The sequence below is a fragment of the Plantactinospora sp. WMMB782 genome, assembly GCF_049179135.1.
Classification (GTDB): domain Bacteria; phylum Actinomycetota; class Actinomycetes; order Mycobacteriales; family Micromonosporaceae; genus Plantactinospora.
Window position 1 is genome coordinate 2,505,829 of sequence record NZ_JBMHMC010000007.1, and the last position, 20,879, is coordinate 2,526,707.

Sequence of the window (20,879 nt, forward strand, 5' to 3'; positions counted from 1 at the left end):
TGGTCAGACGATGGCCATGTCCACGAAGCGCGACAGGTGGAGCTGCGCCGCCACCGTCACGGTGTCCGTCGGTCCGTTCCTGTGCTTGGCGACGATGAAGTCCGCCTCGCCGGCCCGGGGCGACTCCTTGTCGTAGTAGTCGTCACGGTGCAACAGGATGACAACATCGGCATCCTGCTCGATCGAGTTGTGGACGGCTATGCCGTTGGCCACGAAGTTGTGCGCCCCGGCCACCGTCGCGTCGTAGACCGTCTCGACGCCGTCAGGCTCGATGGAAACGATCTCGTCCCAGGTCACGTCGTTCGTGGCGAGCATCTCCAGCTCGTTGTCCTGGAGAATTGCCGCCGCGCGGGCGATGCGGTCCCGGGATGGGTTGCGCTTCCACATCGCGGTGCCACAGAACTGCGTGCCCATCTCTGCGGCGAACCGCCGGTGCGTCATCCCGCGTTCCGCGAGAACGTCCCGCACCCGCTCCCATACGACTCGGGGAATGGTGTCGACGTTGGTGTTGGCCTTGACGCCCTGCAGCCGCTGGTGCAGTGCAGCTGCGGCTTCGCCACGCTTGCCGTGGACGCCGATCACCCGGCAGAACGCCTCTTGGTCACCGACGCCGTTGATGTGCAGGTGATAACTGTCCCGGTAGCCGCCCTTCCTGACGGTCCTGGTCCGCGACTGGATGCCGAAGCGCCACAGGAGGCGCGACACGTCGTCGACGAGCTGCCGGCTGGTGGAGGCGTAGTAGATCCGGCCGGTGGGCCCCTTCGCGTTGTCCGGCTTGGTCCAGACGCAGCCGTCCGTGGCCCACAGGTGTCGGAGAAACAACGCGATCTGGTCCTTCGGGAGGCTGAACACCTCCGTCGGCACGAACTTCTCGTGGCTGCGCCTGCCGAGCAGCCCGAGGGAGTCGGCCCAGGCCGCGACGGGATTCCGCTTGCCATGCGTCAGCCGGTACGGCGCGACCAGTCGAAGCGTTGTGCACCTTGCCTGCTGGTAGTCGTCTCTGGCTGCGGTGATGCCGAAGTGGGTCGCGGCGTCGCGGACCGCCTCGATGTTGGCCTCGTCGACGCTGGCGTAGCGAATCGACTGCCGCGGCAGCATCGACCCGTCCCCGATGAGGTGGGCCAGGAGGACGACCTGCCGATCGTCCCAGCTTGTGACCTGCTCTGGTGCGCAGACATGGCGCGGGGCTGCGACCCGGTGGCCGACGGCGAGTTCCCCGAGGGCGGTCCAACCCTCGTAGGTGAGGAACGGGTGGTTGGCGGTTGCCCGGACCTCCCGGCCGGATGCCAGCCGCAGCCGGAACACTGGCTTCTCGCCCGTGCTGAACACGTGCGTGAGGTGCCGGCGCACGTATCGCAGCCGGTCGTCGAGCGCCCACACGGGCACGTCCCGGGCGCCCGTGGCAAAGAGCTCACCCATCGTCGTCTCGGCGCCGGTGTCCGCGCGCAGGACACGAGTCTCGGCGGTCAAGCAGCCACTTTCACGCAGGTCGGACAACTGCGGCCGCTTGTCGGTACGCTGCTCCGGGCCGCGGTTCAGCTGACTGACCGCGATCACCGGGCACTCGACCTCCTTGGCCAGCAGCTTCAGCCCCCGGGACAGCTCCGCGACCTCCTGCTGACGACTCTCGGTGCGCTTCGGCGAACTCATCAGCTGGAGATAGTCGACCACGATCATCTTGAGGTCGTGCCGCTGCTTGAGCCGGCGGGCCTTGGCCCGGATCTCCATCAGGTTCATGTTGGGGGTGTCGTCGACGAACAGCGGCGCTTCGCTGATCTCGCCCATCCGGCGGGCCAGCTTGGTCCAGTCGTCGTCCGAGAGCTGCCCGCTGCGCAGTACGTGCAGCGGCACCCGGGCCTCGGCCGAGAGCAGCCGCATCACGATCTCGACCTTGCTCATTTCCAGCGAGAAGATGGCGCTCGCACAGTTGTGCCGGATCGCGGCGTTCCGGGCAAAGTCCATCGAGGCCGTCGAGTTGTGCGTCGGGATCATCGACCGGCCGGCCAGATAGAGGTGGTCGGTGTTGTCCACGGTCACGCAGCGCACCGGCACGCTCGGCACCGGCCGTACCGCGACGATGTGCCTCGCGCCCGACCTGCGGTAACTCGGGTCCGACCTGCGGTAACCCGGGTGCGACCGGCACGGATCGGTTGCACCGCGACGGGCGCGGTGCGCCGCGCGCTTGCGGCCTAGCCGGAAGATCTCGTCGGGGGTGTCGAAGTCCACGGTGTACCCGGTCGACGGCTCCGTGCCGGCGGCACTTCCGCTCCCGGTCGTGACCGTGCAGTGGTAGCCCAGGCCGACCACGAGCTCCCGCACGTCGAGGGCCAGCCGGTGCGATGTCGACGTGTACCGGAGAACGCCGCTCGGCGTGACCGTGCCGCCGGCGTCCATCAGCCCGGCGAGCAGGGCACGACGCTGCGCCTCGGACGCCCGCAGGTACGCGACAGGCAGGTGCCTGTCGGCGAGCACGCCCAGCGCGCCGAGGCCACCGACGAGATCCCGGGCCGGCATCGGTGACGGCGGCGAACCCGGGAGGATGGTGTAGCCGTCGTCGGTGCCCGAGGGCCGTACCCGGAATCCGTCCCGCTCGACCCCGGCGACGACCTCGGGTTCGAGGGTGCCGAAGCGGCCGGCGACGCGGTGACCGGCGCCGACCCACACCCCGAGCGTGTACGGCGGAACGGCCAGGTCGCGTTCGGGCAGCTCCAGCGGCGCGCAGTTCTCGACTGCGTGGTTGGGTCGCCGCTCCCGGTCGGTGGTCCGCAGGGTCGCCCTGATCTGCTCGGTGGTGACGACGTCGACCCGCGTCGCGGCGACGGCGCTGCTGACCGGAGCGACCGGAGGCTCGGCCAAGGCGAGCAGCCCAGCCGACGACCGGCGGCCGTCGTCGACGCCGACCAGCGACTGCGACTGTGCCTGCACCAGCGACCGCGCCTGCAACTGCGGCTGCGACTGCGACTGCATCAGCGACCGCGACTGCGGCTGCGGCTGCGACCACGCCTGCATCAGCGACCGCGACTGCGGCTGCGGCTGCGACCACGCCTGCATCAGCGACCGCGAGTGCGACTGCGACCGGGCGGCGCTGACCAGGAAGTCCGGAGTGGTGGTGGGCTCCGGCTCGGCGGGGCTCGACGGCTGGCGCCTCGGCTCGCCGGATCGGCGGAGCTGCCGGAGCGCTCCACCGGCCCGGCTACGGACCGCTCCGCTGGTGGTCCGCCACAGGTGCTCGGCATCGGCGACGAGGATCGACCCGTCGGAGAACTCGACCTCGTAACACGGCCGGTCGTGCATGACCTCGAAGGCGTGGGTCACCCGGGTCGGCCGACCGTCCGCGCCGAGCAGATGGTCACCGGCCCGGACCTCGGCCATCGTGGTCCAGCCGTCGGGCGTGGGCAGCGGCGTGTCCAGCGCCAGGGCCTTGCCGAGACCGGGCCGGCCGGCCACGATGATCAACTGACCCGGGTGCAGGCCGTTGAGCAGCCGGTCCAGGTCGGTGAAGCCGGTCGGCACCCCGGTCATCACCCCGCCCTGCGCCCCGACCGCCTCGATCTCGTCGAGCGTCGGCTGCAGCATGTCGGCGAGCACGGCGAAGTCCTCGCTGACCCGCTTCTCGGTGACGTCGTAGATCGCCTGCTGGGCCAGGTCCACCACGTCGTCGACGTCCCGCCCACCGCCGCCGGACGAGCCGTAGCCGAGCTGCACGATCCGGGTGCCCGCCTCGACCAGGCGGCGCAGCACCGCACGCTCGCCGACGATCCGGGCGTAGTAGGAGGCGTTGGCGGCGGTCGGCACGCTCGCGATCAACGTGTGCAGGTAGGGCGCACCGCCGATCCGGGCCAGGTCGCCGGAGTCGGCGAGCGCGGCGGCGACGGTGATCGCGTCGGCCGGCTCACCCCGACCGTAGAGATCCAGGATCGCGTCGAAGACCGTCGAGTGCACCGGCCGGTAGAAGTCGTTGGTGCGAAGGATCTCGACGACGTCCGCGATCGCGTCCTTGGAGAGCAGCATCCCGCCGAGCACACACTGCTCGGCCGCGATGTCCTGCGGTGGAGTCTTGTCGAACTGTCCGTCGCGGGCCGGCGGGGCCTCGGTCGACGGCGGGGACGGCGGTCGCGCCGGCCCATGCGGCGGGCGCGACTCCCCACGGATGTCGTCGGCGACCGACACGGGCATCCCCCTCCGCCATACCGGCTGGCCCCTAGCGAACCGCCGACGTACGACATTTCTCGACCGACCCACGGCTCCGGCTCGCCGACGGACCACACTGCCCTGGCCAGCCGGCTCGACCGGGGGATGCCGACACGGATGGCAGGGTCAGGCCGCAACCATACGGACGCAGAGGTCAGGGCCTCAAGCAGAGCGGTGGACGGAGCTCGGGACAACCTGTGGACGGTTCCCGGCCAGGTGTGTGCGGCCCTGTGCACAGGCTGTGGATACCGATTGGGGAAGATAGCCTGGAGCGCGTCTGACCTGCGCCGACTCGATCCCCACCTTGTGGAGGAAAGAAACTGGTCAAATCCGGGCCACCGGGACGGCGTATCATCGGGCGACGGGAATCTTGCGTACGGCTACTCGCGAACGACCTACCAGACTCCTCGCGATCGACTAACCAGAAAGGTCACGCCTCGGCTGTGGACCATCGGGATCGGGATCGAGGGCGGGGTGAGCTCGCCCGACATGAGTGGCAGGAGAGCGCCGGCCGGGGCGACCCGACGCCGTCCTGGTCGGATGATCCCTATTCGCGGCCGGACGTCACCTATCGCACTCCGAGCCGGCGGCGGGCCCGGCGCCGGGGCGCACCGGAGCCGGTCGACAGCTACACGCCGTCCTGGGCCCGGGAGTCCACCGAGCCGCTCCGGTCCACCACCCCCGGGCCGTACCCCGACAGCACCGACCGCCCTGCCTGGTCCGCCGACCCTGAGCCGGGCGGGCTCCCGGGAGGCCGGCACCAGCGTCCCGACGCGGCCACCGGATCGGCGACGGAAAGCGGTCGAGTCGGGCGTCGCCGGGTCGCCCCGGACGTGACCTGGGACAGCAGCGGCGAATACTGGCGCGGTCCGAGCGCCGGAACCGGCGACGACACCGGCGCCGGGCAGGCCGACGACACCTGGCGGACGTCCGGCGGCACAGCAGGCGCCGCCGCCGAGCGCACCCAGGACACCTGGCGGACGTCCGGCGGCACAGCGGGCGCCGGTTCCGGCGCCGAGCGCACCGACGATCCCTGGGGTGCGTCGAGCGGTGGGGCCGGCGGAACCGGCGGCTGGCGCGACGGGGTGGCCGGGAGCGGCAGGAGTGCGGCCACCGGGAGCGCTGCCGCGGCGGGTGACGAGTTCGGAGTCGCCGGCCGGCACGGCAGGCGGCGGACCGGAACCGGACGGCACTCGGACGAGGCCGACGACTGGGCCGCCGCCGCACCCACCAGCGGATGGGTCGGCGACGTATCCACCAGCGACTGGGCCGCCGGCACGGCACCGACCAGCGGGTGGGTCGGCGCGGCACCCACCACCGGCGCCGGTGCCGACGCACCCACCTCGGGCGGCTGGGCTGCCGACCCGCCCGCCTCGGGCGGCTGGGCTGCCGACCCGCCCGCCTCGGGCGGCTGGGCTGCCGACGCACCCACTTCAGGTGGCTGGGCTGCCGACGCACCCACCTCGGGCGGCTGGGCTGCCGACGCACCCACCACCGGCGCCGGCGCCAACAGCGGACCCGGCGGCCGCTCCGCGAGTTCCAGGCGGGGCCGGCGCCGCCGGGCCGATCCGGACGACGACCCGACGGCCGTACCCACCTCGGGCTGGGGTGTCGGGGCCGCCGAGTCGCCGGCCGGCGACAGCGACCGCCGGAACAGGGCCGACCCGACCGGTTGGCGGGAACGGGTCGACGAACCCGGTGCCGGCCGGTGGGGCCGGGTCGGCGAACGCGAGGAAGGCACGACGTACGGCTCGGCGCAGCCCGTGCCGGGTCGGCGCCGCCGCGCCGAACCGGCCGGCTGGGATCCCGACGATCCGACCGGTACGGCACCGCCCGGACGCCGCTCGCGGCATCGCGCCGAAGATCCGCCGGAGGTCGCGGAGCGGCCGGACGCCACCGCCTCGGCCGAGCCGGTTTCGGGTGCCGGGCAGTCGAGGTCAGCCGCCCGTTGGGTCCGCTCGGCGGACGAGACAGGTTCCGGTGGCGGTCGCCGGTCGCGCGGTGCCGACCCGCTGTCGAAGTCGGGTGGCACCGGTGCCCGGCGCCGGCGATCCGAGCCGGACGCCGAGCCGGTGCGCCGCTCCCGGGAGGCCGGACCGGTGCGCCGGGCCGGCGCGGACCCCGACGCGCGGGGCGATCGGGACCGCCGCGCCCGGCATTCCGGTTCCGGCGCGGAGGAGCGGCGCTGGGACGCCACCAGCCCGGGATGGCGTACCGATGCGGGGCCGTGGGATCGGCTCACCGACACAGGCATGCTGGATCCGGTCGCCGACTCCGATCCGCCGGACCGCTCCGGCTCCGGTCGTCGCCGCGACCGGAGCACCGACACCGGCCAGTTCGACAGGTTCACCGACAGCGGCCAGTGGGACCGGTTCACCGACACCACGGAGTGGCGGCGCGGCGAACTCGCCGGCCTGGCCCCGGACGCGCGACCCGGGCGCGACGATTCGGCCCGGAGCGGGCGCGAAGACCAGGCCGGGAGTGGTTTCCGGGAGGCGGCACGGGGCGAGCCGGACGCTGCCGACACCTTCTGGTCCGGCACCCGGCTCGCCGGGGACGATCCGCGCTGGATGGGCATCCCGGACTCGGCACCGCGGTCGCCGGCAGTCGCGTACCCGCCACCAGCCCGGCCGGTGTCACCGGCGCGTCGGCCGAGCGAACCGACCTCACCCGGCCGCCGGCCCGCCGGCCCGCCCGGTCGCGGTCGCCCGGGTACGGCCGGCTCCGCCCGGGGCGTCGGCGCGGTGGGTACGACGACCCGACGCCGTACCCCGGGTGACAGCCTGCTCTCCCCGGTGAACAGGACCGGCCGGCCCAGCCCACTGAGCCGACGACTCGAAGACGATCTGCTCGATTCGCAGCCCAGTGGCTCGTTGCCCGCCGTCCTCTACACCGCCGCCTGGAACGCCGTCGCCGTACTGGCCATCTTCGTCTGGGTACTCACCCTCGACGGCAGTGTGCCGGTGGACTGCGTACCCGGGGCTTCCGGTGCCTGTGAGTCGGAGCGCGGCCAGGCCATCTCCGCGCTGCTGGCCGGGGTGCCCCGGTTCCTCGCCGCGCTCGCCACCGGTCTGGTGGTCGCCGTCCTGATGCGCTGGTTCAACCGCACCTGGCGGGCGGTCACCGTGGGGTTCGCGGCGGCGGTCGTCGGTGGTGGGCTTTCCACAGTCTTCTTCACCGCCCTCAGCGGCCAGCCGATCAGCTGAGCGCCGGGACCGCCCCGCGGCGCGGAGCCGGACGATCGGCCCGCGACGGAGCCGAGGGCCGCGGAAAGCCGGACGGGTCGCGGAAAGTCCGTGAGGCCGCAGAAAGCCGACGGGCCGCGGAGAGCCGGGCGGGTGTGGCGGGAGGCCGGTAAAGACGGATCCGGGGTGCCGTCACTCGGACGGCACCCCGGAACGCATCGTCGCCTGGACCGGCTACTTGCCCGGTACGACCTTGAGGTCGAACCGTGCGGTGACCTCCGGGTGCAGCTTGACCCGCACCTGGTGGCTACCGATCGACTTGATGGTGCCGGGCAGCTCCAGCCGACGCCGGTCGAGGGACGGCCCACCGGCCGCCTTCACCGCGTCGACCACGTCGCCGGGGGTCACCGAGCCGAAGAGCCGCCCGCCGTTGCCGGCGCGCGCGGTCAGGTTGACCTTCAGACCCTCCAGCTGGGCCTTCACCTCGTTGGCGTGCCCGAGGTCCCGGATCTCCCGGGCCGCGCGGGCCCGCTGGATGACCGTGACCTGCTTCTCCGCGCCCTTGGTCCAGGCGATCGCGAAGCCCTGCGGCAGCAGGTAGTTACGGCCGTAGCCGTCCTTGACCTCGACGATGTCGCCGGGACCGCCGAGGCCCGACACCTCCTGAGTCAGGATGATCTTCATGTCGGCGCCTCCTCTCAGCGGGCCGTGGCCGTGTACGGCAGGAGCGCCATCTCACGGGCGTTCTTGACCGCACGGGCGATCTGCCGCTGCTGCTGGGAGGTGACCCCGGTCACCCGCCGAGCGCGGATCTTGCCGCGGTCGGAGATGAACTTGCGCAGCAGCGCGGTGTCCTTGTAGTCGATGTAGGTGATCCCGTCCTTGTCGAGCGGGTTCACCTTCTTCTTCGGCTTGCGCAGTGCCGCAGCCTTCGCCATTGCTCTTGCTCCTGGTTTACGATCCCGTGTGCTCGGCACGCGGGTCAGAACGGGGGCTCGTCGTCGAAGTTTCCGCCGCCCGAACCGGACGAGCGCGAGGAGGCCGGAGCCGCCGTGGCCCACGGGTCGTCGAAGTTGCCTCCGCCGCCACCGCCCTGGCCACCGCCGCCGCCACCACCGGAGGCGCCGAACCCGCCACCGCCGCCGCCGGAGCGCGACATCTTCTGCACCTTCGCCGTGGCATACCGCAGCGACGGGCCGATCTCGTCGACCTCCAGCTCGATGACGGTGCGCTTCTCGCCCTCACGGGTCTCGTAGGACCGCTGCCGGAGCCGGCCCGACACGATCACCCGGGCACCGCGCTGCAGCGACTCGGCGACGTGCTCCGCCGCCTGGCGCCATACCGTGCACGAGAGGAAGAGCGGCTCGCCGTCCTTCCACTCGTTTGTCGTCCGGTCCATGAACCGGGGCGTCGAGGCGACCCGGAACTTGGCGACCGCGGCGCCGGAGGGGGTGAAACGCAACTCGGGGTCGTCGGTCAGGTTGCCGATGACCGTGATGGTGGTGTCTCCTGCCATGACCATCTCCTCGCGCACTCATCAGTCCCTGCCAGGCTGCCAGAGCAGTACGACAGGTCGGATGAGGCTGATCCGGGCGTGCCGGAAACGCGTCAGCGCGTCTCCGGCCGGATGACCTTGGTGCGCAGCACGGACTCGTTGAGTCGGAGCTGCCGGTCCAGCTCGGCCACCGCCGCAGGCGTCGCCTGCAGGTCGATGACGGCGTAGATCCCCTCGGCCTTCTTGTCGATCTCGAACGCGAGGCGTCGCCGACCCCACACGTCGAGCTTCTCCACCGAGCCACCCGCGGTCCGGATCACGTTGAGGTACGTGTCGAGCGACGGGGCGACGGTGCGCTCCTCGAGGCTTGGATCGAGGATGACCATGATCTCGTAATGACGCAAGACGTGCTCACCTCCTCTGGGCTAGCGGCCACGGTCCTTCCGTGGCAGGAGGTCATGCGTCGTTGCCGCGCGCTCCCGGGAGGGATCCCGGCACGCTCACGGACAACCTGAGCAGAATACCCGGTCCGCCGGATCGGGGCGTCGCCAGACCCGGCGTACCGGCGCGAGAACCTCCTCCGGTCGCCGACCGGAGGAGGTTCTTCGACGTAGAGCCGCGGGGCGCATCCCGTCCGCATTCTTTGGGTGGGACCTGGGGAGGAACGACCACACCGATGAGTTGGACGGAACGCGCCCCGCGGAGCCTATTGTATTGTCATCTTACGCGACAACAGTCGGTGTTGTGCGTTGAGCGAAAAATGCCCCAATTACTCCTGCCGAGACGCTTGCCACACCCCCGGGTGCCGCCGGGCCCGACCGTACGGTCCGGCCAGCGACCGGACCTGGCCGGTCGGCACGGGGCAGCACGGTGGCACCCCCGCCGGGTCGGTCGGGCGGCGGAGGGTGGCTGCCCGGCGCCGCGTCGCAGCGGCGCCCGGCGCTCCGGGGTCGACCACATCGGGACCATGCGGCACCCGACCCCACCTCGATCCGCCCGAGGCGACCCGGCGGGGAAAACCCGGACCGGTGTGACCCCGGCCAGTGGCCTGCGATCCGTCGGCCGCGACGCGGGCCAGCGGCGGTGGCGACCGCGACGAGCGGGTCGACCGCAACGGTGGCGCGGCGGCGTCGGACCGACAGGGCCACGTCTTCCCTCTTTCCGGCGTGTTCGTGGACCGATCCGCCGCCGACCCGAGGTGAACGAAGCTCACCTGCGCCGGGCGAACGGATCTCACCTGGAGAAACGATCCATCCCCCGGCCGGTGACGCGGACCGCCCGGGGCCGTACCGCACCGAGCCGGCGGCCACGGAGGTGCGCCCGTCCCCGCCCGGTCGGTCGGCGCGACGTAGGCTCGCCTTCATGCGTATCGGAGCCCATGTCGACGCGACGGATCCGTTGGACGAGGCGGCCCTGCGGAAGGCGGACGCGGTCCAGTTCTTCCTCGCCGATCCGCAGAAGGACTGGAAGACCCCGCAGCCCAGGCCCGACGCGGAGCGGCTACGCGACTCCGAGGTGGACGTCTACATCCACGCGCCGTACGTCATCAACCTTGCCACCACCAACAACCGGATCCGCATCCCCAGCCGGAAGCTGCTGCTCGGACACGCCACCGCCGCCGCCGCGGTCGGCGCCAAGGGGCTGATCGTGCACGGCGGGCACGTGAACGCGGGCGACGACATCGCCAAGGGCTTCGACAACTGGCGCAAGGCGTTCGCCCAGGCGGCCGAGTCCGGTGGGCACGCCGTGCCGGTGCTGATCGAGAACACGGCCGGTGGTGACAACGCCTGCGCCCGCCGGTTCGACAACCTGGCCCGGCTCTGGGACGCGGTGGGCGGGTACGACGTCGGTTTCTGCCTGGACACCTGCCATGCCCACGCGGGCGGCGAGGACCTGCTGGACATCGTCGACCGGGTGCTGGCGATCACCGGCCGGATCGACCTGGTCCACGCCAACGGGTCCAAGGATGCCTTCGACTCCGGCCGGGACCGCCACGAGAACCTGGACGGCGGCAGCATCGATCCGGACCTGGTGGTGGCGGTGGTCCGGGCCGCGGGCGCGCCCGCCATCGTCGAGACCCCCGGCGGGGTCGAGGGCCAGGCCGCGGACATCGCCTACCTGCGTGACCGCGTGGGCCGGTAGGACGAGGACCCGATGTCGACGGACCAGTCCAACGCCAACGAGACCACCCGGTCCGGCTCCCCGACCGGCCCCGCCGCCCCGACCGGCCCCGCCGCCCCGACCGGCCCCGCCGCCCCGGACGGGACCACGACCGGGGCGACCACCACCGGCCCGGCTGTCGAGCCGGCCGCCCCGGGCAAGCAGGACGGCGGCGCCGACGCCGCGCGGCCCCCCGTCGGGGAGCGAACTCCCGGCGCCACCCAATCCCCCGAGGCCACGCAGACCCTCGACGCCACGCAAGCCTTCGACGCCACGCAGATCTCCGGCGCGGAGCAGGCCGCCGATGCCGGGAAGCCGGCGGACGGCGCCGGGGACAGGGCACAGCAGGACGTCAGGAAGCGGGCGACCGGCGAGGACTCCGAGTCGACCGACGGGTCCGCGACGCCAGGTAGGGACGCCGAGAACAGCACGGAGTCCAATCCCCGCGGGACCACAGGATCCAGCACGGACGCCAAGTCCAGCACGGACGCCAAGTCCAGCACGGACGCCAAGTCCAGCACGGACGCCAAGTCCAGCACGGACGCCAAGTCCAGCACGGACGCCAAGTCCAGCACGGACGCCAAGTCCAGCACGGACGCCAAGTCCGACGAGGGCACCAGGACCGGCACCGACACCCAGGCCGACGAAGACGCCAAGACCGGCACGGAGGCCAGGACCGGCACGGACGCGGAGAAGGGGAAGAGCGGCGGGCAGAGCGGAAACGGCAAGGACGCCGGGACGGACAGCTCTGCCGGGACGGGCAAGGACGCCGGGACGGACAAGGACGCCGCAGCCGCGGAGTCGCCTGCGAAGCCCGCCGACCCGTTCGCCTCGTTCGGGCCGGCTCCGGAGCTGGTACCGGGTCGTCTCCGCCGGATCGGCCAGGCCGTCGGCCGTCGACTCGTCCACGAGTGGACGCTTGCCGGGCTCGGTGCGCTGGCGCTGGCGGTGCTGATGACCTGGCCGACGCTGCGCTACCCCCGGCACACCCTGCCGCAGGACTACTGGGATCCGACGCTTCAGGCCTGGCAGGTCGCCTGGTCCGGGCACATCCTGTTGACCAAGCCGGCCCAGCTGTGGCAGAGCAACGCCTTCTTCCCGGAGACCTGGACCTTCGCCTTCTCCGACACCCTGCTCGGGTACGCCCCGGCGGGCATGCTCGGCCAGGGCCCGGAGGCCGCGATCCTGCGCTACAACATCCTCTTCGTACTGGCCCACGCGCTCGCCGCCGTCGGGGCGTACGCGCTGGTGCGGCAGCTCGGTGCCGGACGGATCGGCGCCGTCGTGGCCGGGATCGGCTTCGCGTACGCGCCATGGCTGCTCGGCCAGGCCGGTCACCTGCACGTGATCTCCAACGGCGGTATCCCGCTCGCCCTGGCCATGCTGGCCCGGGGGCACGGCTGGTCGCTGCGGCACGGTTACCGACCCGAGCGTCGACGATCCGGCTGGGCGTTGGCCGGCTGGCTGGTCGCCGCCTGGCAGCTCAGCCTCGGCTTCGGCATCGGGCTCGTCTTCGCGTACGCGCTGGGTCTGATCGCGGTAGTGGTGCTGCTGAGCTGGCTGGTCCGGCGGATCATGCGCCGTCCCCGCCAGCCGGTCGGGTTCCGGCTGCTGCTGGCGGACTTCTGGGGCGGCGCCGCCTTCGCCGCCACCGGCGCGCTGCTGGCGATCCCCTATTTCAAGGTCGCCGAACTGCACCCCTACGCCCGGCGGACCGCCGAGGAGGTGCACACCTACTCCCCGCCGCCGGGTGGCTTCCTGACCGCCCCGCCGGAGTCGCTGATCTGGGGCGACCTGCACGAGCCCGTCCGGGCCGGGTTGCCCGGACTGCCGGAGACGACCCTGCTGCCCGGGTACGTCCTGCTCGCGCTCGCCCTCGCCGGCCTCTTCTTCTCGATCTGGACGGTGCGCCAGCGCCTGCTGCTGCTGGCGGCCGTACTCGTCGTCGGGGTGCTGGCGTCGGGTACCCGGTTCTTCGGCGGCACCTGGACCTATCTTCCGCTCTTCGAGCACCTGCCCGGCTGGGACGGCCTGCGTACGCCCGGCCGGTTGATGATCTGGGTCACCCTGCTGCTCGCCGTACTCGCCGCCGGCTCGGTCGGCGCGTTCGCGCGGCGGGCCCGGGAGATCTCGGCCGCCGAACGGGTGCCGCCCCGACCCGGTCCGTTCCTCCGGCTGGTCACCCTGCTGCCGATCGTGCTGGTGCTGGTCGAGGGGTTGAACACCACGCCGCATCCGGTGGTGCCGGTGCAGCCGGAGTCGATGCGGGTCGCCACCGGCCCGCTTCTGGTGCTTCCGTCGGACCAGAAGACCGACCAGCACGTGATGCTCTGGTCGACCAGCCGGTTCCAGGACATCGTCAACGGCGGCAGCGGGTTCACCCCGAACCGGCTCGCCGAGGTGCGCCAGGCGACGGCGAACTTCCCGGACCAGGCGAGCATCGACTACCTGCGGAACATGGGCGTGCGTACCGTGATCGTGCTCCGGGGTCGGGTGGCCGGCACCCCGTTGCAGGCCACCGTCGACCTGCCGGTGGACAGCCTGGGAATCAGCCGCGAGGACGTCGGGGAGACGGTCGTCTACCGGCTCTGACCCGGCCGACGGCGATCCGGCCGGCGGCTGCTCCCGGGCCGCCCTGCCCCGACCCGGTCAGGTCGTGGCGGATGCCGGCTCGGCGGGTGCCGGTCGGCCGCGCAGCCGGTTGAGCCAGGAGCCGTCCGGAGCGCCGTCGTAGACCCCGCCGTCGGGGTCGTCGGGGTAGGTGCTCCGGACCGGGTCGTCCTCGGGCCGCAGGATGTCCCGGACGACGAGTACGCAGAGCACCACGACGGTGGTCAGCCGGAGCGTCGCGGCGAGCACGAACACACCCTCGGGGAAGACCTGCTTGCCACCGGCGCCGAGCAGCTCGCCGTAGAAGGCGAGGAAGTAGCCAACCTCCGCGAACTGCCAGGCGAGGAAGGCGCCCCAGCGCGGCCGGGCCAGCACCAGCAGCGGCAACAGCCAGAGGTTGAACTGCTGGGACCAGACCTTGCTGAAGATCAGGAACGCCGCGACCATCAGGAAGACCAGCGCGGCCAGCCGGGGGCGGCGCTTGGCGAAGAGCGCCAGCGCGCCGATGGCGAGGAAGGCGAGGGTGATCAGGGCGTACGAGAGGGTGTTCAGGGTGGGGATGTTGTTGCTGAGCCACTGGAACGGCCCCTGGTCACCGGGGCTGCCGCTGTTCCACTTGCTGTCCAGGTAGCGGCCGATATACCACAGGGTGCCCCAGTCGACCGCCCGCTCGCTGTTCAGGTCGAAGAAGCGCCGCCAGTTCTCGGGATAGAGGATCGCGACCGGCAGGTTCACCGCCACGATGGTGACGACTGCCGTCCCGATCGTCACAAGCATCTCCTTGACCCGGGCGGTACGCAGCCCGAGCAGGAAGAGCGGCCAGAGCACGAAGAGCGGCCACAGTTTCGCCGAGGTGGCCAGGCCGAGCAGGATGCCGGCAGCCAGTGGTTGTCGTTTCGCCCAGGCGTACATGCCGATCGCGGCGAGTCCGATGGCCAGCAGGTCCCAGTTGACGGTGGCGGTGACCAGCAGCGCGGGGGAGAGGGCGAAGAGCGCCGCGTCCCACGGCCGGCGGCGGCGCAGGGCCAGGATCATCGCCACGGTGGCCACCGCGAGCGCGCCGAGGACCAGTGCGTTGAGGTTGTAGAACCACTGCGCCTGGTTGATGTCGGGCCGGTCCACCCCGATGTTGTGCACCGGCAGGCCGAGCGCCCCCATGAAGTAGCCGGTGACCACGGGATATTCCACCGGGTGGTCCCGGTAGGGCACCTTGCCCTCGTTGAGCCCCTCCGCGTAGTAGAGGGCGAGCACGTCGGTGTAGCAGAACCGGGTGTACTGGACGTTGTTCTGCCAGGCGCCGTCCTGGCAGGGGGACTTCTGCACCCAGTGCAGGGCCAGGGTCAGGCAGGTCAGCGCGAGCACGATCCGGGCCGCCGTCCAGAACCGGCCACTGTTCTGGGTGCCCCGGCGCTCGACGCCGCTGGCGTGTGCGCCCATCGGGCCACCGATCACCTCGGAGAGCCCTCGGACGAAGCCGTCCGACCGGGACGGGTGGTCAGCCTGCTCAGGTCCGTCGATGCCAGCCGGCGACTGCGCGCTCATGAACAGGCATCCTGCCGTACCGGGTCGGTTTCTGTCCGGCCCGGCCCATCCGTGTCGGCGGATGGTGTCGGAAACGGGCCGGCGGCCGGGTCGTCGGACCCGGCCGCCGGCCGTATCAGCACTCGGTGCGCTGTGGTGCGAGGCGAATGGCTAGCCTCCGCCGCCAGCTCGGCCATCGTCACCGTCGTCAGGATTCGGCGGAGTGTCCGGGCCACCGCCACCCGGTCCACCGCCGCCCGGACCACCACCACCGCAGATCAGCGGCGGCGGGTTCGGGCCCTGGCAGAGCGGGTTGTCGCCGGGGTTGCCGCCGCCGGGGTTGCCGCCGCCCGGGTTCGGCGGGACCGGCGGAGGCGTCGGCTTCTCCTTGCCGTTGCCGGCCTCCTTGTCGCCGATCTCCTTGGAGTCCGGCAGGGAGAGCGCCTCCTTGCCCTTGAGTACGTCGCTCATGTACTGCTGCCAGATCTCGGCCGGCAGCCCGCTACCGCCGATGGGGTCGCCGCCCTTGGTCTTGATCTGTGGCGTCTTCGGGTCCTTGCTGCCGACCCAGACCGCCGTGGCGACCTGCGGGGTGTAACCGACCATCCAGGCGTGCGCGTTGTCCTTCTTGTCGTATTCCCAGGTGCCGGTCTTGCCGGCCTCCTCGCGGCCCTCGATGTTGCCGTTGCTGACCTTGGGGATGTTCTTCAGCACCGAGGTGACCTGGTCGGCCACGTCCTTCGGGATGCGCTGCTTCGGGTCGGCCTTGGCTCCGCCGATCTTCTTCCACTGACCGGTCGCCGGGTCCTGCTGCTCGATCAGCTCGATGAAGTGGGCCTTGTTGTAGACGCCGCCGTTTGCCAGCGTGGCCAGCCCGTTGGCGTGGTCGAGCACGGTGATCGGGTACTGCCCGTACGCCACCACGTTGAAGAACGGGTCCGGGGCCAGGTCCTCCGGCTTCTCCTTGGTCAGGTCGTGCCACTTCGGCGGGATGTCCTTGGTCTCCCACATGGTCCGGACGCCGGCCTGCCGGGCCATCGACAGCACCTTGTCCGCGCCGATCTTCTCCGTGACGTGGTAGAAGGGCACGTTGTAGGACTTGATCGTGGATTCCTTCAGCGTGCAGGCCTGGTCGCAGCTCTTCGTCACGTCCCGACCGGCGTTCTGCACCTTGATCTTGGTGCCCTTGACCGTGAAGGGCCGGGCGTCCCAGATCGAGTCGATCGAGATGCCCTCGTTGATCGCCGCCGCCAGGGTGTAGACCTTGAAGCTCGAACCCGGCGGGTGGCCGCCGCTGACGACTCCGTCAATGTTGTTCAGGCCCGCGTAGTCGTAGGCCGACCCGTCGTCGCCGCCGTAGTAGGCGAGCACCTTGCCGGTCTTCGGCTCGACCGAGACCAGTGCGGCCATCAGGTTCTTGCGTTCGTCGTAGATCGGCGAGCCCTTCTTGCGCTGCGCCGCGTTCTCCGCCTCCGCCTGCATCTTCCAGTTGATCGTGGTCTTGATCTTGTAGCCGCCGTCCCGGAGCGCGGTGGAGCAGTCGACCTTGCCAGGCGGCGGCGCACCCATGGTGCAGAGGCCACGCTCCGCCATCTCCACCTTGACGTAGTTCACCACGTTGCCCCTCGGGGTCTTGACCCCGAAGGCCTCGTTGGCGCTCTTCCGCTTCTCGACCTCCGGATAGGTCTGCTTGGCCCGCTCCTCCGGGCTCAACCACTTCTTCTCGACCATGCCGTTGAGCACGTACTCCCAGCGGGCCTTGGCCTCCTCCGGGTTGTCCGCCGGGTCGAAGCCCTTGTGTCCGGTCGAGGTGTCCACCTGCGGCTGCTTGATCACCGCTGCCAGCACCGCACCCTCGGCGACGGTCAGCTTGGCGGCCGGCTTGCGGAAGTAGGTCTGTGCGGCGATCTCGATGCCGTACGCGCCACGGCCGAAGTAGATCGTGTTCAGGTAGTGCTGCATGATCTCGTCCTTGCTGAACTTCTCGTTCAGCTTGGAGGCGAGGATCGCCTCCTTGGCCTTGCGCTGGTAGCTGTCGTCCTGGAGGTTCTCGTACGCGTTCCGGGCGTACTGCTGGGTGATGGTCGAGGCACCCTGCTTGCTGCCGCCGGTGAAGTTGTTCCAGGCGGCCCGGGCGATGCCGACGTAGTCCACCCCGTCGTGCTCGTAGAACTTGCGGTCCTCGGCCGAGGCGACCGCCTTCTGGACGTAGGCCGGGACCTGCTTGATCGTGACGATCTGCCGAGCCTCTTCACCCAGCTTGGCAATCGGGTTCTTCCCGTCGGCGGCGTAGATGGTGGTCGCCAGCGGCAGCGGGAGCTGGTCGGGCATCGGGACGTTCGTCGAGTAGTAGGTCGCGGCGACCACGCCGCCACCGGCCAGCATGATGAAGACGGCAAACGCGGCGATCAGCATGTTGACCCGCTTGCGCTTCTTGGCCCGCTTCTGCGCCGCCGGGTCGAGGGCACCGCCGCCCCGGCGCCCGCGCCGGCCGCCGGGGCCGTCCGGGTCGTCCGGTCCACCCGGACCGGCCGGCGAGACCGGTACGGCGGCGCGGCCGACCCGGGCCCGACCGGCGGCACCGTTCGCGCCGCCGCCACCTACCGAGGCGGTGCCGACGCTGGCCCGGCCGGCGGAGGCCCGGCCGGCGCCGTAGCCGCCACCGGAGCCGGGCGCCTCGGGCACCGACGCGCTGCCGACACCCGCCCGGCCGCCGACCCGGGCCCGCCCGGGGGAAGCCGAGCCGACCGAGGCGGAGCCGGAGGCGGGCGACACCGGCGCGGCCCAACCGCCGCCGGAGTCCCGCCCCGGCGGCGTGGCCCGGCCGGCCGAGCCCCGGCCGCTGACGCTGGCCCGGGCCGACGCGCCGCCGGCCCGGCCGTTGTTGGCGGGCCAGCCGCCACGGTCGCCGTCGGACGAGCGGCGAGCGGCTCCCGGGTCGTCCCAGGACGGGCGCTGGTATGCATCGTCCGCTGGTCCGTGGTCGCCGTTCGCGCTCGGGTACTGGGCCCGACCGCGCGCGGAACTGGGATCGCCGTACGAGTTCATTCGTCACACCCTGCCGGTCGCGGTGATGGCCATGCGCGCCACCACCGGGTTGCCGTGAGTTGGAACACGCTTCATCCGGGATCGGTCCCGCCGCTCCACGGATGTCGCAACTTCAGGAAAAACCGGACTTATCCGGTTTGCTGGATAAGACTCGTCCCGCCGGCGGAGGAAGATCCCATAGGCCGGGGAACGAGTCGAGGTCACCGGCGCGCCTCACGCCTTCGTCTGACCGAAGTGCCGGTCGACGCGGCCACGGCCGCACCGGCGGCCGGCTCGGCGGCGCCGACACCGTCGTCGGCGGCGAGGCCGTCCCGGCCGAGCAGGAACTGCTCGACGAGATGGTTCCAGTCGCAGCCGCGGCACACCTCCACCACGTACACCTGGAACTCACGCAGGGTCATCGCCAGCACCGACAACTCCGCTCGGGTGCGGGCCTGACCGGCCGACTGCTTGAGTTCATCGCCGTAAATGTAGTGGACGTGGGTCAGATTTTCCCGCCGGCATACCGGACAGAGCGTCTCGGTCGGTTCGCCGTGGAACCGGGCGGCGTTCTTGAGGTAGGGCGAGGCGTCGCACACCTCGTACGTCCCCACCCGGCCCGAATGCACCTCACGCAGCACCGCTCGCTTCTGTAGCGAGTAGTCGACGACCTGGCGCTGCGAACGCATGGGCAGAAGAGTACTGGCTCCGGCCGGACGAGGCGACTCTCGTCACTGACTGTGATCAAACCTGTGCCGTGCGGGGGTTTGCCTCGTCGGCCCGGAGGGTCTACGGTGCGATGTATCGGGCCGATACATCGACCCGGTGAACGGGTTCCCAACGGCGGGAAGCCGCCGGGGTCCCACGGAGATGCGGAGAGAGGGGTGCTCGTGCTCGAGCTCGCCATCCTCGGTCTCCTGCAGGAGTCCCCGATGCACGGCTACGAACTCCGCAAGGAGCTCACCGCCAAGCTCGGGGCGATCCGGGCGGCGATCAGCTACGGCTCGCTCTATCCGACCCTGCGTCGGTTGCAGGCGGCCGGCTGGATCACCGAGGCGGCCGAGACACCGGCCGGCGCGGAGGAGATCCCGGCGCTGACCAGCCGCCGGGGGCGGGTCGTCTACAAAATCACCGCGGAGGGCAAGGAACGGTTCGCCGAACTGATCGCCCAGACCGGTCCAGAGAGCTACGAGGACACCGGGTTCGGGGTGCACTTCGCGTTCTTCGCCCGTACCGACCGGGCGACCCGGCTCCGGATCCTGGAAGGTCGGCGCCGCAAGGTGGAGGAGCGACGCGAGGGGCTGCGCGACGTGTTGAGCCGGGCGGCCGAGCGGCTCGACGCGTACACGCTCGAACTTCAGCGTCACGGACTCGACGCCTGTGAGCGAGAGGTCCGCTGGTTGGAGGAGCTCATCGCCAACGAGCGCTCCGGCCGGACCCCGGATGGGTCCACCCCGGGCACCGCCCCGGGATCGTCAGAAGAGAACATCCCGCCTCCGCCTGGGCAGTCCAGGAACGAGCCTGGACGGTCCAGGAACGAGTCGGAGCGGCCGTGATGAACACAAAGGAGGCAAACGCGATGGGCTCCGTCCGCGTCGCCATCGTCGGTGTGGGTAACTGCGCCTCGTCCCTGGTCCAGGGCGTCGAGTACTACCGCAATGCCGACCCCAACGACCGCGTCCCGGGTCTCATGCACGTCACCTTCGGCGACTACCACGTCTCGGACGTGGAGTTCGTAGCGGCGTTCGACGTCGACGCCAAGAAGGTGGGCATGGACCTCGCGGAGGCGATCGTCGCCAGCGAGAACAACACCATCAAGCTCTGCGACGTACCGCCGACCGGCGTGCTCGTGCAGCGCGGCCCGACCCTGGACGGTCTCGGCCAGTACTACCGGGAGATCGTCGAGGAGTCCGACCGCGAGCCGGCCGACGTCGTGGCGGCGCTGCGCGAGGCCCGGGTCGACGTGGTGGTCTGCTACCTGCCGGTCGGTTCCGAGGACGCGGCGAAGTTCTACGCCACCGCCGCGATCGAGGCGGGCTGCGCCTTCGTGAACGCGCTGCCGGTGTTCATCGCCTCCGACCCGGCCTGGGCGCAGAAGTTCACCGACGCCGGGCTGCCGATCGTCGGCGACGACATCAAGAGCCAGGTCGGCGCGACAATCGTGCACCGCGCGCTGGCCAAGCTCTTCGAGGACCGGGGAGTCGAGCTGCTGCGCACGTACCAGCTCAACTTCGGCGGCAACATGGACTTCATGAACATGCTGGAGCGCAGCCGCCTGGTCTCGAAGAAGATCTCGAAGACCCAGTCGGTCACCTCGCAGATCCCGCACGAGATCAACAAGGGTGACGTGCACATCGGGCCGTCGGACCACGTGCCGTGGCTGGACGACCGCAAGTGGGCGTACATCCGGCTGGAGGGGCGCTCGTTCGGCGACGTACCGCTGAACGCCGAACTCAAGCTCGAGGTCTGGGACTCGCCGAACTCGGCCGGGGTCATCATCGACGCCGTCCGGGCCGCGAAGATCGCCCTGGACCGGGGCGTCGGCGGCCCGATCCTCTCCGCGTCGAGCTACTTCATGAAGTCGCCGCCGGAGCAGTACGCCGACCACGACGCCCACCAGGCCGTCGAGAACTTCATCGCCGGCACCATCGAGCGCTGAGCCCCACGACACCTGCGCCAAGCGGGGTCGG

General features: G+C 71.2%; 13 protein-coding genes. 5 read left to right on the forward strand and 8 right to left on the reverse strand.

Features of this window, described 5'->3' with window-relative positions:
- Positions 1–3: 3 nt before the first annotated feature.
- Positions 4–4,176 (reverse strand): replicative DNA helicase, encoded by a 4,173-nt coding sequence (locus ACN28A_RS13545; RefSeq protein WP_421395479.1) that lies wholly within the window; start codon positions 4,174–4,176, stop codon positions 4–6.
- A 458-nt stretch (positions 4,177–4,634) separates the two neighbouring features.
- On the opposite strand from ACN28A_RS13545, the gene ACN28A_RS13550 reads away from it, so the two are divergent.
- Entirely contained in the window at positions 4,635–7,397 is a 2,763-nt protein-coding gene (locus ACN28A_RS13550) for a hypothetical protein (protein WP_421395480.1), read from the forward strand.
- 213 nt (positions 7,398–7,610) lie between these two features.
- Here the strand turns inward: ACN28A_RS13550 and rplI are convergent, their stop codons facing one another.
- The 4 genes from rplI to rpsF form a co-directional block, all read right to left on the reverse strand.
- Positions 7,611–8,060, reverse strand: a complete 450-nt coding sequence (rplI, locus tag ACN28A_RS13555; RefSeq protein ID WP_278065107.1) for a 50S ribosomal protein L9 — start codon at positions 8,058–8,060, stop codon at positions 7,611–7,613.
- Between the two features lie 14 nt (positions 8,061–8,074).
- A complete protein-coding gene (gene rpsR, locus ACN28A_RS13560; RefSeq protein ID WP_007073789.1) occupies positions 8,075–8,314 on the reverse strand; it encodes a 30S ribosomal protein S18 in 240 nt (79 codons plus the stop codon).
- 44 nt (positions 8,315–8,358) lie between these two features.
- On the reverse strand, positions 8,359–8,910 hold the full coding sequence (locus ACN28A_RS13565) for a single-stranded DNA-binding protein (RefSeq protein WP_421395483.1): 552 nt from the start codon (positions 8,908–8,910) through the stop codon (positions 8,359–8,361).
- Between the two features lie 74 nt (positions 8,911–8,984).
- Positions 8,985–9,275: a 30S ribosomal protein S6 gene (gene rpsF / locus ACN28A_RS13570; protein WP_101368798.1), complete on the reverse strand. Its 291-nt coding sequence runs from the start codon at positions 9,273–9,275 to the stop codon at positions 8,985–8,987.
- Positions 9,276–10,233: 958 nt separating this feature from the next.
- Between rpsF and ACN28A_RS13575 the strand changes: the two genes are divergently transcribed.
- Together ACN28A_RS13575 and ACN28A_RS13580 are read left to right on the forward strand one after the other, a co-directional pair.
- Positions 10,234–11,013, forward strand: coding sequence for a deoxyribonuclease IV (locus tag ACN28A_RS13575; RefSeq protein ID WP_421395485.1), 780 nt, complete (start codon positions 10,234–10,236; stop codon positions 11,011–11,013).
- Positions 11,014–11,025: 12 nt separating this feature from the next.
- Complete coding sequence (locus ACN28A_RS13580; RefSeq protein WP_421395486.1) at positions 11,026–13,623, forward strand: hypothetical protein; 2,598 nt, start codon at positions 11,026–11,028, stop codon at positions 13,621–13,623.
- A 57-nt stretch (positions 13,624–13,680) separates the two neighbouring features.
- On the opposite strand, the gene ACN28A_RS13585 is transcribed toward ACN28A_RS13580, so the two are convergent.
- From ACN28A_RS13585 to ACN28A_RS13595, 3 genes are all read right to left on the reverse strand, one after another.
- The gene (locus tag ACN28A_RS13585; protein ID WP_421395487.1) at positions 13,681–15,183 is read right to left on the reverse strand and encodes a glycosyltransferase family 87 protein; all 1,503 of its coding nucleotides are present in this window, start codon (positions 15,181–15,183) and stop codon (positions 13,681–13,683) included.
- Between the two features lie 150 nt (positions 15,184–15,333).
- Positions 15,334–18,210 carry a transglycosylase domain-containing protein gene (locus ACN28A_RS13590; protein ID WP_421395488.1) on the reverse strand — a complete coding sequence of 959 codons (2,877 nt, stop codon included), beginning with the start codon at positions 18,208–18,210 and terminating at the stop codon, positions 15,334–15,336.
- Between the two features lie 200 nt (positions 18,211–18,410).
- Positions 18,411–18,878: a DUF5318 domain-containing protein gene (locus ACN28A_RS13595; RefSeq protein WP_421395489.1), complete on the reverse strand. Its 468-nt coding sequence runs from the start codon at positions 18,876–18,878 to the stop codon at positions 18,411–18,413.
- 201 nt (positions 18,879–19,079) lie between these two features.
- Between ACN28A_RS13595 and ACN28A_RS13600 the strand changes: the two genes are divergently transcribed.
- A complete protein-coding gene (locus ACN28A_RS13600; RefSeq protein WP_421404356.1) occupies positions 19,080–19,745 on the forward strand; it encodes a PadR family transcriptional regulator in 666 nt (221 codons plus the stop codon).
- Positions 19,746–19,768: 23 nt separating this feature from the next.
- Complete coding sequence (locus tag ACN28A_RS13605) at positions 19,769–20,848, forward strand: inositol-3-phosphate synthase (protein ID WP_278065114.1); 1,080 nt, start codon at positions 19,769–19,771, stop codon at positions 20,846–20,848.
- The last annotated feature ends 31 nt before the right edge of the window (positions 20,849–20,879 follow it).